Origin of the sequence: Streptomyces sp. HUAS 15-9 (genome assembly GCF_025642155.1) — a bacterium.
GTDB lineage: Bacteria > Actinomycetota > Actinomycetes > Streptomycetales > Streptomycetaceae > Streptomyces.
In genome coordinates, this window is the sequence record NZ_CP106798.1 from 4,027,765 (window position 1) to 4,040,537 (window position 12,773).

Here is a 12,773-nt window from a genome sequence, read left to right on the forward strand (position 1 = left end):
CGTCGGCATTGGGGAGTGGCCACCGGGTCAGGCGTCCGGCGAGCGGCGGTCGGTGACGAGGTCCATGCGGACCGCGGCGCCGTACAGGAGCTTCTTGAGCTCGGCGGCCTGTGCGAACCCCGGCAGGGCGGGGTCGGCACCGCCGGCGCCACGCACATCGACCAGCCGCACCACGACGTCGTCGCGCTGGAAGATCGTGCTGCGCAGGACCGGGCTCGCCGGGTCCTCCGCCGCCGCCTCGTCGTGCTGGGCGAGCAGTTCGGCCAGCCGCATGCCGTTGCCGGGCTTCGCCGGGTAGTACAGCGCGTGCCGCTGGCCGTCGTGCGGCTCGTCCGCGGTCACATGGTGTACGGCGGGCAGCGCCGCCCGGGTGAAGAAGACCCGCGCCGACTCCTGGTCGTTGAGGTCCCGCTCCTGCTCCAGATACGGGTTGATGGCCTCCTCCACGGCACGGATCTCGGGCTGCCGGGCCACGTGGCGCAGCGCCGCGAGCAGATCGCCGCGCACCTCGATGGCCCGTACGACCCGGTTGCCGTGCATGAACAGGGAGGTGCGGCACAGTCGCGTGCCGGCATCGACCCGGGCCTCGGGCGAGGCGTAGTTCGCGAGGATCTTCGCGACCTCCGGCTCGCTGCCCGGCTTGACCGTGAAGGTCAGGGCGTGGCGGATCACGCCGTCACCGATCCGCGGCTGGGCCTGCAGCCGGCGCTGCGACGCCCTGCCCGCCGCCTCGCCGCCGGTCTCACGGACGATGTGGAAGCGCAGTGACCGGGTGTCCCGCACGCAGCTGTGCAGCGGCTGCACCATCCGCACGTGCTCCTCGCTGTTCACCCAGGCGAGGAACGGCGGGGCACTTTCCCACTCACTCGTGATGAGCCATTGGGATGGATTCTCGATCGACTGGCAGAGTTGGTCACTGACATGGCCGGGCACGGACGCAACCTGGTTGCACAGCTGCTCGTAGGCCTCCAGGAACTGCTGCTGTGCTCCGTCGTACACGTCGACCAGCAGGACGACCCGCAGCCGGGAGCCGTCGAACACGGACTGGGAGACTTTCGACACCTGTCGCGACAGCGTTTCTGAAACACGCTCAGACGTTGTGGTCATCCTGCGCACATCTCCTTCACGGGGCAGGGGCGGACGTCGGCCGCGGGTGACGCGACGTCAGCGTTCCTTGATCCTGTGCCGGTCCCCAGCAGTGCGCGACTCGTATGAACCACGTGGGTGATTGGGCGCGCCGAGGCGCTCCCACAAGGCCTAAGAGGGCATGGAACCTCACAGGCGCCTCATGCGCGCACCCCTGCCTCTGGAGGCTTCGATGCTTCGAAAAGCCGACCACCGGGTCCCCGTCCTCATCGTGGGCGGGTCTCTGGTGGGCCTGTCCATGTCCGTTTTCCTGGGCCGTCTCGGTGTGCGGCACATGCTGGTCGAGCGGCACTCAGGGACTTCGCATCACCCACGCGGACGCGGCAACAACGTCCGGACGATGGAACTGTTCCGGGTGGCCGGCATCGAACCGGACATCCATACGGCGGCCTCGCTGCTCTCGGTCAACCACGGCATCCTGCAGGCCCCGACGCTGGTCGGCGACGCCGGGGAATGGCTGTTCAGGCACATCGACCCCAGCGGCGGACTGGCGAGGTTCAGCCCCACGGGGTGGTGCCTGTGCAGCCAGAACGACCTGGAGCCGGTGCTGGTGGACAGCGCCCGCAGACTCGGTGGCGATCTGCGCTACTCCCATGAGATGGAGGCCTTCGAGCACGACGCCGAAGGGGTGACGGCGATCGTCCGGGACCGAGGGACCGAGGAGCGCTACACCGTCCACGCGGACTACCTCGTCGCCGCCGACGGCCCGCGCAGCCCCGTCCGCGAGCGGCTCGGCATCCACCAGACCGGGCCGGGCGAGCTGTTCGCGAACGTCAGCGTCACCTTCCGGTCCAAGCTCCTCGCCGACGTGGTCGGCGACCGGCGTTTCATCTGCTGCTATCTCACCGACCCCGAGGCCGACGGCGCCCTGCTGCCCGTCGACAACAAGGAGCGCTGGGTCTTCCACGCGCCCTGGCACCCCGAGCGGGGCGAGACGCTCGACGAGTTCACCGAGGACCGGCTCGCCCGGCACATCCGCCGTGCGGTCGGCGTCCCCGACCTCGACGTGGAGCTCACCGGCAAGGCGTCCTGGCGGGCCGCCGAACGCGTCGCCGACCGCTACCGCGAGGGCCGGGTGTTCCTCGCCGGGGACTCCGCCCACGAGATGTCCCCGACCGGCGCGTTCGGCTCCAACACCGGCATCCAGGACGCGCACAACCTCGCCTGGAAACTCGCCGCCGTGCTCGAGGGCTGGGCGGGTCCGCACCTGCTGGAGACCTACGACACCGAGCGCCGCCCGGTGGCCGCCGCCACCAGCGCCCGCGCCTCGGCACGCTCCGTGGAGCACAGCCACCCCGGCTTCTCGCCCAGCCCCGGCGTGGGCGACAAGAAGGGCGGCATCCTGCCCGTCGTCCTCGGCTACCGCTACCCGAAGGGCGCCGTCATCGACGCCGACCCGGCGCAGCCCGTGGTGCCCGAGGTCATGGACCTCACCGGGCAGCCCGGCAGCCGGGCGCCCCACATGTGGCTGCACCGCGGCGGCGAGCGGATCTCCACGATCGACCTCTACGAACGCTCACTGGTCCTGCTCACCGACGCGCCGGACGACGCGGGCTGGCACGCCGCCGCCCGCCGCGTCGCCGACCGGGACGGCGTACGGCTCGACGCGTACCGGATCGGACCGGGCCCCGACGCCGACCTGACCTACGACTCCGACACCGACGACTGGGCACAGGTCCACGGCACCACGGCCGACGGCGCGGTCCTGGTACGCCCGGACGGATTCGTGGCCTGGCGGGCACCGGGCGCCGTACCGGACCCGGAGGCGGCCCTGCGCAAGATCCTCGCGACCCTCCTGCGCACGGGCTGACCCCACCCCACACACACCGAAGGCCACCCGCACGGAAATCCGCGGGTGGCCTTCGCCGTAGGGAGCCCCCTGTCGGATTCGAACCGACGACCTTCGCTTTACAAGAGCGGCGCTCTGACCAGCTGAGCTAAGGAGGCCTGCACGTGTGCGTGGTGCGTGCGTGCCCGTGCAGTGTACCCAGGTCCCCGGGGCGGCTCGTCGAAAATTTCGGCGAAGTTCACAGTCCTCCGGCTACTGACAGACCGGTGAACGCCAGGTACCGTCCTGACCCAGTGCACTCTTGTGGACTACACCAACCACCTTCCTACTCGGATCGTCCGGCACGTTCCTGCCGGTAGAAGGGGTCCATTCACCATGGCCACTGTCACGTTCGACAAGGCGACCCGGATCTACCCGGGTTCCACCAAGCCCGCCGTCGATGGTCTCGACATCTCGATCGAGGACGGCGAATTCCTCGTCCTGGTCGGTCCGTCCGGCTGCGGCAAGTCCACCTCGCTCCGCATGCTCGCGGGGCTCGAGGACGTCAACGCCGGCGCCATCCGCATCGGCGACCGCGACGTCACCCACCTGCCGCCGAAGGACCGGGACATCGCCATGGTGTTCCAGAACTACGCGCTCTACCCGCACATGTCGGTCGCCGACAACATGGGCTTCGCGCTCAAGATCGCCGGCGTCAACAAGGCGGAGATCCGGCAGAAGGTCGAGGAGGCCGCGAAGATCCTCGACCTCACCGAGTACCTGGACCGCAAGCCGAAGGCCCTGTCCGGCGGTCAGCGCCAGCGTGTCGCCATGGGCCGCGCCATCGTGCGTGAGCCGCAGGTCTTCCTCATGGACGAGCCGCTGTCCAACCTGGACGCCAAGCTCCGTGTCTCCACCCGTACGCAGATCGCGTCGCTGCAGCGCCGGCTCGGCATCACCACCGTCTACGTCACCCACGACCAGGTCGAGGCCATGACGATGGGCGACCGCGTGGCGGTCCTCAAGGACGGTCTGCTCCAGCAGGTCGACTCGCCGCGCAACATGTACGACCGCCCGGCCAACCTCTTCGTCGCCGGCTTCATCGGCTCCCCCGCCATGAACCTGGTCGAGGTCCCGATCACCGACGGCGGTGTGAAGTTCGGCAACAGCGTCGTCCCGGTCAACCGCGAGGCCCTCAAGGCCGCCTCCGACAAGGGCGACCGCACTGTCACGGTCGGCGTCCGCCCCGAGCACTTCGACGTGGTCGAGCTGGGCGGCGGCGTCGCCTCCGCCCTGTCCAAGGACACCGAGGACGCCCCGGCGGGTCTCGCGGTCTCCGTGAACGTCGTCGAGGAGCTGGGCGCCGACGGCTACGTCTACGGCACCGCCGAGGTCGGCGGCCAGACGAAGGACCTGGTGGTCCGCGTCAACGGCCGTCAGGTCCCGGAGAAGGGCGCGCAGCTGCACGTCGTGCCGCGGCCGGGCGAGACCCACGTGTTCTCGACCTCCACGGGCGAGCGTCTCTCCGACTGACCTCGGACAATTCACCCAGGTTGACGACAAGGGCCCCGCAGACCGCTGCGGGGCCCTTTGCGTCGCCACCGGATACCCCGGCAAGACAGTTCATTTCGATCGGCGTACGTCAACCCGTCACCCTTGAGGGGGCACGACTTCGTCCCTCGAAACGGTGACCAAATGTCGCCAAATCATCACTGGGCGCTACCCTCACACGCGTGAAGCACTCCACCACCCAACAGACACGACGCGGCCACCGGGGTCCTGCCCGCCGGATCGGCCGCACCCTCGCCCTTGTCCTGCCCGTCGTCCTGGTGCTCTCCGGGACCCTCGCGGTCACCCGAGTCAACTGGACGGGGAGCCCCCGGAACTCGGTGCTCACCGCCTCGGACATCTCCTCGGCGGAGGTGTCGTCCGCGCGGGCCGGAGCCGTCTCCCGTGCCCCGCAGGACGTGCTGCGCGACCAGCTGATGACCGAGCTGCAGGACAAGAACCCCGGCGAGGTGCTCACCCACCTCCAGCAGGCGGTCAACGGCCACCCGTCGCTCGCGAAGCACTGCACCTCCATCGCCCGTGCCCTCGGCCGCGCCGCGGTCCGTATGTACGGCGCCTCGCGCGCCCAGGCGTACGCCCGCCCGGTCTGCGACACCTCCTTCGCCTCCGGCGTCCTGGCCGCGCACAGCTGACAGCGGCGTTCGAGAGTCCGGTAATGGCTGATTAAGGAACGGTTGCAGGCGAAAGTCACGAGCGGGGCGCCACGTACAGTTCGGTCATGACCCATCCGAACGCCGCGTCGCGCCCCACTCAAGCTGTCATCCTGGCCGGTGGCCAGGGCTCACGGCTGCGTCCCTACACCGACGACCGGCCCAAGCCGATGGTCGAGATCCCCGGCACCGGCACCCCGATCGTCGGCCACCAGCTGTCCTGGCTCGCCGAGGAGGGCGTGACGGACGTGGTGGTCTCCTGCGGCCACCTCGCCGAGGTCCTGCAGAAGTGGCTGGACTCGGCCGACCTGCCGGTCACCGTTACCACCGTCGTGGAGACGGAACCCCTCGGCCGCGGCGGCGGCCTGAAGTACGCGGCTGCCCATCTGCCCCGCCCGGACCGGCCCTGGTACGCCACCAACGGCGACATCTGGACCCGTTTCTCGCTGCGCGAGATGGCGGACTTCCACACCGAGCGCGACGCCGTCGCGACCCTTGCGCTGGCGCGGCCGCGCATTCCCTGGGGCGCCGTGCAGACGGACGGCTTCGGGCACATCACGGACTTCATCGAGGCCCCGCCGTCGACCTTCGAGATCAACGCGGGCGTCTATGTGTTCTCGCCCGAGTTCGCCGGGCTGCTTCCCGAGCGGGGCGACCACGAGCGGACCACGTTCCCGCATCTGGCACGCGAGCGGCGGCTGGCGGGCTACCCGATCCCGCAGGGGGCGTACTGGCGGGCCATCGACACGGCGAAGGATCTGACGGAGGCGGCGAAGGAGCTGGCCGCTCTGGGGCGGTGACAGTGGGGCGCGCTGTCGTCCCCTAGGCCGGAAGGGCCCCGCACCTCGTGGTGCGGGGCCCGTTCGGCGCCGAATGCCGCTCCTGCTCCTAGCCCAGCAGGCCGCCCACCAGGCCCGGCTGGCCCGAGGACGTGTTGCCGCCGCCGGTGCCCGTGCCGCCGGTCGAGCCGGTGCCGCCCGTCGCTGCGCCGCCGGAGGTGGGGCCCGAGGTGGTGCTGGGGGCCCGGCCGGCCGGGGAGGTGTGCCGCGGCGGGGCCTGGCCCACGGTGCCCTGGGTCTGGCTGGGGGCACCGCCGGTGGCGGCGCCGGACGAGTGGGCCGCGCCCGGGGTCGTCGCCGCGCTGGACGGCGAGGTGGAGGCCGTGGCGCCCCGGGACGGCGCGGTCGAGGCCGCCGGAGCCTTCTGGCGCTGCTTGGCGGGCCCGCCCGGGAGCGGGGAGCCCGGCAGCTGGTTGCGCGGGGCCTCGCCGGGGCCCGGCACGACCACACGGCTGGAGTCGCGGACGGCGCCGCCCAGCAGGGAGCCGATGAGCAGGGTGATGCCGACGGTGACGGCCGTGATCAGGGCACCGCGGCGCAGGACGTAGCGACGCAGATCCCAGATGTCCGAGCGGGGTCCGAGGGTGCGCCAGGCACGGCCCGCGAGGCGGCCGTCGACGGAGTAGACGGGGGCGCCGGCGATGATCAGCGGGGACCAGGCGGCCAGGTAGATGATGTCGGGGGCGTCGTAGGCCGGGACGGTCTTCCAGCTGACGGTGACGATGAGCGCGGCGGAGAGCAGCGCACCGAAGACCGCGGCCACCCGCTGCCAGCAGCCCAGGATCGTGAGGACGCCCACGACGACCTGGAGGAAGGCGATGACGAGCCCCGAGCCGACCGGATGCTGCAGCGCGAACTGCCGCAGTGGCTCGGCGACTTCCCAGGGGTGCAGGGTGTTGAGCCACTTCACCATGGAGCCGCGCTTGCCGCCGTCGAAGTAGACGGGGTCGCAGAGCTTGCCCATGCCGGCGTAGATGGAGATGAAGCCGAGGAAGATCCGCAGCGGGAGCAGGACCACACCGAGGTTCAACCGGCGACCGGGGTAGTACGCGTGCCGGGCCGGGTCTTCGGCGTGACGCCTGGTGCGGGGGGCAGGGGGCGCCTCGGCCGGCTCCTCGTAGTCCTCGTAGTCCTCGAACTCGTCGTCGCCATAGGGATGTTCGCCGTAGGCGGGTTCGTCGTAGGCGCTGCCCACGGTCCGCATGGGAGGCAGCAGCCGGTTCTCCCCGGCGGCGGGCGCGCGCGGGCCGACGACGGGGGTCTCGACGGTGCGGTCGAAGCCGTCGTAACCGACGTCGCCGTAGCCGCCCCCGAGACCGACGCGCGGGATGACCCGGGTGGCCCCGGCGTCGACGGACGGGTCGTCGGCATAGCGGACGCTGCCGCCCCGCACGGCCTGGAGCAGCCGGTGGGCGCCGGTGTCGTCGGGGGCGGACCTGCCGCTCCAGACGACGGGGCGGCGCCGGCGCGGGGCCGGGGCCGCTCCACCCGCCGTGCCGACGACCGGGACGCGGGCGGTGTGCTCGGTGACGCTCAAGTGCCGTGCGACCCGCGGGGATTGGGTACGCCTCGTCGATACGCCCAGTTGCACGCGGAAGCTCGCGTGATTGACGATGACCTGCGCCGGATCGCTCGGCACCTTCACCATGCTCAGCGCGGGAGCGTCGTCGAATCCCGACGAGCGGTCCCCCGTGGGTGTGCGGGGTGTTCTGGTGTCCACACTCATCTAACCGAGTGACGTGGTGTTAGGACACTGCTTTGACCGGTCCGAACTGTCCGGACCGCGTCAAGCTTGTCCTGGACGCCGGATTTAGCCCGTACGGGTGAACTTACGGACGCGCGTTCAAGCGCGCCCGCAGTCGTCGTCGGCTGCTCGCGAACTCGCCGTCGGCGTGTCCCCGACCCGCCGTCAGCTCCGGCGCCGAGCGGCCTCGTACAGCACGATCCCCGCCGCCACACCGGCGTTGAGCGACTCCGCGCCACCCGGCATCGGGATCCGTACCCGGAAGTCGCAGGTCTCGCCGACCAGTCGGGACAGGCCCTTGCCCTCGCTGCCGACGACGATGACGACGGGGCCCTGAAGGGCCGCCAGGTCACCGAGTTCGGCCTCTCCGTCGGCGGCGAGGCCGACGACCACGATCCCGGCCTTCTTGTACGACTCCAGGGCGCGCGTCAGGTTGGTGGCGCGGGCGACGGGCGTACGGGCCGCCGTACCGGCGGAGGTCTTCCAGGCACCGGCGGTCATGCCGGCCGCGCGCCGCTCGGGCACCACGACGCCGTGGCCGCCGAAGGCGGAGACGGAGCGGACGACGGCGCCGAGGTTGCGCGGGTCGGTCACCCCGTCGAGGGCGACGATCAGCGGGTCCTCACCCTCGTCGTAGGCGGCGTCGGCGAGGTCCTCGGGGTGCGCGTACTCGTACGGCGGGACCTGGAGGACCAGACCCTGGTGGTTGAGCCCGTTGGTCATACGGTCGAGCTCGGGGCGCGGGGCCTCCATGAGGTTGATGCCCCCGCGTTCGGCGGCGAGCTGCAGGGCCTCGCGGACGCGCTCGTCGTTGTCGATGAACTGCTGGACGTAGAGGGTGTTCGCGGGCACGCCCTCGCGCAGCGCCTCGACGACCGGGTTGCGGCCGACGACCAGCTCGGAGGACGTCTTGCCGCCGCCCCGGCGCTGCTGCGGACGCCCCTGGGCGCGGCGCACCTTCGCGTTCGCGGCGCGCTGCTTGGCGTGTCCCTTGCGCATCTCGGCGGGCGGGGTCGGCCCCTTGCCCTCGAGGCCCCGGCGCCGCTGGCCGCCACTGCCGACCTGCGCGCCCTTCTTGCCGGACATGCGGCGGTTGTTCGCGGCCATGACCTACCTGTTCTCTACGGAAGCGTGCGTACGTGTATATGCAGTGTGCCGCCCGGACACCCGGGCGGCACAATCGATCATCGGACCGTCGGTGGGCCTCAGCGTGGGCCGAGGCTCCAGCGTGGCCCCTGCGGGCTGTCCTCGATGACCAGACCGGACTGGTTGAGCTGGTCGCGGATGGCGTCCGCGGTGGCCCAGTCCTTGCGGGAGCGGGCCGCCTCGCGCTGGTCGAGGACCAGTCGTACGAGGCTGTCGACCACGCCGTGCAGGTCCTCGCCGCGGTCGGCGCCGGCGCCGGCCCAGTGCGGGTCGAGCGGGTCGAGACCCAGGACACCGAGCATGGCGCGCACCTCGGCGAGGCGGGCGACGGCGGCTTCCTTGTCGTCGGCGGCGAGTGCGGAGTTGCCCTGCCGGACCGTGGTGTGCACGACGGCCAGTGCCTGCGGGACACCGAGGTCGTCGTCCATCGCCTCGGCGAACGCGGGCGGTACCTCGGCGGACGGCTCGACGACGCCCCCGGACAGCTCGATGACGCGCTGCACGAAGCCCTCGATCCGCGCGAACGCGGACTCGGCCTCGCGCAGGGCCTCCTCGCTGTACTCGATCATCGAGCGGTAGTGCGGCGTGCCGAGGTAGTAGCGCAGCACGATCGGACGCCACGCCTTGACCATCTCGGAGACCAGGACGCTGTTGCCCAGCGACTTGGCCATCTTCTCGCCGGCCATGGTCACCCAGGCGTTGTGCACCCAGTACTGGGCGAAGTCGTCGCCGTAGGCCTTGGCCTGGGCGATCTCGTTCTCGTGGTGCGGGAAGATCAGGTCGAGTCCGCCGCCGTGGATGTCGAAGGCGGAGCCCAGGTACTTGTGGGCCATGGCCGAGCACTCCAGGTGCCAGCCCGGGCGCCCGTCTCCCCACGGCGTCGGCCAGGTCGGCTCGCCGGGCTTGGCGGACTTCCACATGGCGAAGTCGCGCGGGTCCCGCTTGCCGGTCTCGCCCTCGCCGGAGGGCTGGAGCAGGTTGTCGAGCTCCTGCCGGGACAGCTCCAGGTACCGCGGGAAGGAACGCACGTCGAAGTAGACGTTGCCGTCCGCCGCGTAGGCGTGGCCGCGCTCGATCAGGCCCTGCATCATCTCGATCATCTCGGTGATGTGGCCGGTGGCGCGGGGCTCGTACGTCGGCGGCAGGCAGCCGAGTGCCGTGTAGCCGTCGTCGAACGCGCGCTCGTTCTCGTACCCGATGGACCACCAGGGCCGGTTCTGCTCGTGGGCCTTGTTGATGATCTTGTCGTCGATGTCGGTGACGTTCCTGATGAACGTCACCTCGTAGCCCCGGTGGGCGAACCATCGGCGCATGATGTCGAAGTTGAGGCCCGAGCGGATGTGCCCGATGTGCGGCGCCGACTGCACGGTGGCACCACACAGGTAGATCGAGACACAACCCGGCGTGAGCGGGGTGAAGTCACGGATCTGCCGGGCGTTGGTGTCGTACAGCCGAATAGTCACCACTCCAGGGTAGTGGGCGCCGGGTAGTGCCTTGCGACCTGCCGCCGAAGGACCGCGAATTCGTGACGTTGCCTCCGGCGGTTCGGCGGTCATTTCGCGCCGGGTGCCGGTGCGTGTGGTCGTGCCGGTGCGTTTTGGCTCACGGCCCTGGGGGCTGCCGCCCCCAGACCCCCGCTTCGGCGTTGACGGCCTCGTCCTCAAGCTCCCCCAAGCTCTACGAGCAGGGGGTACCCCCACGGGCCGGCTGGTCGGCCTCGGCCAGGACCCCCGGCTCGTCCTCAATCAGGACTGGCCGGCTGGGTCCACCCGGACGACCAGCGCCGTGGCCACCGCCATCAGGCCCTCGTCCCGGCCCGGGAAGCCAAGGCCGTCGGTCGTGGCGCCGGAGACGGAGACCGGGGCGCCGGCCGCCTCCGAGAGGAGTTTCTGGGCCTCGTCACGGCGCTTTCCGATCTTGGGGCGGGGGCCGACGACCTGGACCGCGATGTTGCCGATGCGGAAACCCGCCTCGCGCACGATCCGGGCCGCCTCGGTGAGCAGGGTGACACCGGACGCGCCCGACCACTCCGGGCGCCCGGTGCCGAAGTGCTGTCCCAGGTCGCCGAGGCCGGCCGCCGAGAAGAGCGCGTTGCACGCGGCGTGGGCGACGACGTCCGCGTCGGAGTGACCGGCCAGGCCCGGCCCCTCGCCCTCCCACTTCAGGCCGGCGCACCACAGCTCGCGGCCCTCTTCGAAGGCGTGGATGTCGGTGCCGATGCCGACCTGGGGAAGCACCGTGTCAGAAGCCATCGTTCAGCCTCCGGCGGGCCAGGACCGCCTCCGCGAGGACCAGGTCCAGCGGGCGGGTGACCTTGAAGGCCTCCTCGTGGCCGGGGACCACCACGACCGGCTCGCCGAGCCGCTCGACCATGCCTGCGCAGTCGGTGACGTCGTCGGTGACGGTCTCGTGGGCCCGTACGAGCGTCGCCCGGTCGAAGCCCTGCGGTGTCTGTACGGCGCGCAGCCGGGCGCGTTCGGGTGTGGCCAGCACCGGCTCGGGCTCGCCGGGCACCGCCGCGGGCTCGACCTCCTTGACGGTGTCGGCGAGCGGCAGCGCGGGGACGACGGCGTGAGCTCCGTCACGTACCGCGTCGATCACCGCGTCCACGGTGTCCACGGGCACGAGCGGACGGGCCGCGTCATGCACCAGGACGATGCCGTAGTCGGGCGGGAGCGCGTCGAGGCCCAGCTTCACCGACTCCTGGCGGGAGTCCCCGCCGGGCACGACCAGGAAGTCCGTCCGCTCGGGCAGTGCGTGCGCGTCGAGCAGCGACTTGACCTCGGCGGTGCCGTCCGGCGGGGCCACGACGACCACCAGGGAGACGGCGCGGGAGGCGGCGAGCGCGCGTACGGCGTGGATGAGCATGGGAGTGCCGCCCAGCGTGCGGAGCGCCTTGGGGGCGCCCGGACCGAGGCGTACGCCCCGGCCGGCGGCCGGAATCACCGCGGCCGTACGCAACTCCGCGGGCGAAGGGCGCGAATCGTCAGACATCGGTTCCTGTCAGGTTTGTGTGCTCGGCCAACGTGGGTATGGCCTGGGAAGTGCCGGGCGCGACGCCCCGACCGGACCCTTCCGTGACACCGGTCGAGCCAGCTGCCCGGGCCCGGCACGCCATGTGTCGGGGTATCGGGGGGAAATCCCTTCGACTTGATACTCGATCGATCCGATACTCGATTTCGAGCGGGCGGTCCGAGTATCCGGGTATGGGGATCCGAGTATGTGAGAGGCGTACGGCATCCGGGTACGAACATGCCGCAGCGCCCGGCGACAAAAGTCACGTCATCGGGCACCGCGGCATTTCACTGTGCTGAGCAGAGCGGGCGCAGCCGGCTTCGCGTCAGGACGCGAGGACCTCGTCGAGCAGGGCCTCGGCCTTGTCCTCGTTCGTGTTCTCCGCAAGAGCGAGCTCGCTCACCAGGATCTGGCGGGCCTTGGCGAGCATGCGCTTCTCACCGGCGGAGAGTCCACGCTCGCGCTCACGACGCCAGAGGTCACGCACGACTTCCGCGACCTTGATGACATCGCCGGAGGCAAGCTTCTCCAGATTTGCCTTGTAGCGACGAGACCAGTTCGTGGGCTCCTCGGCGTACGGCGCGCGCAGCACCTCGAAGACCCGGTCCAGCCCGTCCTGACCGACCACATCACGCACGCCCACGAACTCAGCATTGTCCGCTGGCACACGCACCGTCAGGTCACCCTGGGCGACCTTCAGCACCAAGTAGGTCTTGTCCACGCCTTTGATCTGGCGAGTTTCGATGGCCTCGATCAGCGCGGCCCCGTGATGGGGATAGACCACGGTGTCGCCAACCTTGAACGTCATGTGACAGGTACCCCTTCCGTGGCTATCCAGGGTAACACGGATACGGCGTCTTCTGAATGGCGTTTTCGCAGGTCAGGGCATATCTCGG

General features: G+C 70.8%; 11 protein-coding genes and 1 tRNA gene. 4 read left to right on the forward strand and 8 right to left on the reverse strand.

Going from position 1 to position 12,773, the window contains the following annotated elements; translation table 11 throughout:
* Nucleotides 1-27 precede the first annotated feature (27 nt).
* Entirely contained in the window at nucleotides 28-1,107 is a 1,080-nt protein-coding gene (locus N8I87_RS18460; protein ID WP_263210189.1) for a SchA/CurD-like domain-containing protein, read from the reverse strand.
* 211 nt (nucleotides 1,108-1,318) lie between these two features.
* Between N8I87_RS18460 and N8I87_RS18465 the strand changes: the two genes are divergently transcribed.
* The gene (locus N8I87_RS18465; protein WP_263210191.1) at nucleotides 1,319-2,956 is read left to right on the forward strand and encodes an FAD-dependent oxidoreductase; all 1,638 of its coding nucleotides are present in this window, start codon (nucleotides 1,319-1,321) and stop codon (nucleotides 2,954-2,956) included.
* A gap of 63 nt (nucleotides 2,957-3,019) precedes the next feature.
* Here N8I87_RS18465 and N8I87_RS18470 read toward each other — a convergent pair.
* Nucleotides 3,020-3,093: transfer RNA gene (locus tag N8I87_RS18470), tRNA-Thr, on the reverse strand.
* A gap of 217 nt (nucleotides 3,094-3,310) precedes the next feature.
* Here N8I87_RS18470 and N8I87_RS18475 point away from each other — a divergent pair.
* From N8I87_RS18475 to N8I87_RS18485, 3 genes are all read left to right on the forward strand, one after another.
* Nucleotides 3,311-4,447, forward strand: a complete 1,137-nt coding sequence (locus N8I87_RS18475; RefSeq protein WP_263210193.1) for an ABC transporter ATP-binding protein — start codon at nucleotides 3,311-3,313, stop codon at nucleotides 4,445-4,447.
* Nucleotides 4,448-4,647: 200 nt separating this feature from the next.
* Nucleotides 4,648-5,115 carry a hypothetical protein gene (locus N8I87_RS18480; RefSeq protein ID WP_263210194.1) on the forward strand — a complete coding sequence of 156 codons (468 nt, stop codon included), beginning with the start codon at nucleotides 4,648-4,650 and terminating at the stop codon, nucleotides 5,113-5,115.
* 86 nt (nucleotides 5,116-5,201) lie between these two features.
* Nucleotides 5,202-5,933, forward strand: coding sequence for a nucleotidyltransferase family protein (locus N8I87_RS18485; protein WP_263210195.1), 732 nt, complete (start codon nucleotides 5,202-5,204; stop codon nucleotides 5,931-5,933).
* An 88-nt stretch (nucleotides 5,934-6,021) separates the two neighbouring features.
* Here N8I87_RS18485 and N8I87_RS18490 read toward each other — a convergent pair whose 3' ends face one another.
* From N8I87_RS18490 to N8I87_RS18515, 6 genes are all read right to left on the reverse strand, one after another.
* On the reverse strand, nucleotides 6,022-7,698 hold the full coding sequence (locus N8I87_RS18490) for a DoxX family protein (protein WP_263210196.1): 1,677 nt from the start codon (nucleotides 7,696-7,698) through the stop codon (nucleotides 6,022-6,024).
* 183 nt (nucleotides 7,699-7,881) lie between these two features.
* On the reverse strand, nucleotides 7,882-8,823 hold the full coding sequence (rlmB, locus tag N8I87_RS18495; protein WP_263210197.1) for a 23S rRNA (guanosine(2251)-2'-O)-methyltransferase RlmB: 942 nt from the start codon (nucleotides 8,821-8,823) through the stop codon (nucleotides 7,882-7,884).
* A gap of 98 nt (nucleotides 8,824-8,921) precedes the next feature.
* On the reverse strand, nucleotides 8,922-10,325 hold the full coding sequence (gene cysS, locus N8I87_RS18500) for a cysteine--tRNA ligase (RefSeq protein ID WP_263210198.1): 1,404 nt from the start codon (nucleotides 10,323-10,325) through the stop codon (nucleotides 8,922-8,924).
* Nucleotides 10,326-10,607: 282 nt separating this feature from the next.
* A complete protein-coding gene (gene ispF / locus N8I87_RS18505) occupies nucleotides 10,608-11,114 on the reverse strand; it encodes a 2-C-methyl-D-erythritol 2,4-cyclodiphosphate synthase (protein WP_263210200.1) in 507 nt (168 codons plus the stop codon).
* Nucleotides 11,104-11,856 (reverse strand): 2-C-methyl-D-erythritol 4-phosphate cytidylyltransferase, encoded by a 753-nt coding sequence (gene ispD / locus N8I87_RS18510; protein WP_263210201.1) that lies wholly within the window; start codon nucleotides 11,854-11,856, stop codon nucleotides 11,104-11,106. The genes ispF and ispD overlap by 11 nt, the downstream gene beginning before the upstream one ends.
* A gap of 346 nt (nucleotides 11,857-12,202) precedes the next feature.
* Nucleotides 12,203-12,685 carry a CarD family transcriptional regulator gene (locus tag N8I87_RS18515; RefSeq protein ID WP_003953493.1) on the reverse strand — a complete coding sequence of 161 codons (483 nt, stop codon included), beginning with the start codon at nucleotides 12,683-12,685 and terminating at the stop codon, nucleotides 12,203-12,205.
* Nucleotides 12,686-12,773 lie beyond the last annotated feature (88 nt).

Coding starts and splice junctions, on each gene's coding strand:
- N8I87_RS18460 (WP_263210189.1), bottom strand. CDS start 1,107: ATGACCACAACGTCTGAGCGTGTTTCAGAAACGCTGTCGCGACAGGTG.
- N8I87_RS18465 (WP_263210191.1), top strand. CDS start 1,319: ATGCTTCGAAAAGCCGACCACCGGGTCCCCGTCCTCATCGTGGGCGGG.
- N8I87_RS18475 (WP_263210193.1), top strand. CDS start 3,311: ATGGCCACTGTCACGTTCGACAAGGCGACCCGGATCTACCCGGGTTCC.
- N8I87_RS18485 (WP_263210195.1), top strand. CDS start 5,202: ATGACCCATCCGAACGCCGCGTCGCGCCCCACTCAAGCTGTCATCCTG.
- N8I87_RS18490 (WP_263210196.1), bottom strand. CDS start 7,698: ATGAGTGTGGACACCAGAACACCCCGCACACCCACGGGGGACCGCTCG.
- rlmB (WP_263210197.1), bottom strand. CDS start 8,823: ATGGCCGCGAACAACCGCCGCATGTCCGGCAAGAAGGGCGCGCAGGTC.
- ispF (WP_263210200.1), bottom strand. CDS start 11,114: ATGGCTTCTGACACGGTGCTTCCCCAGGTCGGCATCGGCACCGACATC.
- ispD (WP_263210201.1), bottom strand. CDS start 11,856: ATGTCTGACGATTCGCGCCCTTCGCCCGCGGAGTTGCGTACGGCCGCG.
- N8I87_RS18515 (WP_003953493.1), bottom strand. CDS start 12,685: ATGACGTTCAAGGTTGGCGACACCGTGGTCTATCCCCATCACGGGGCC.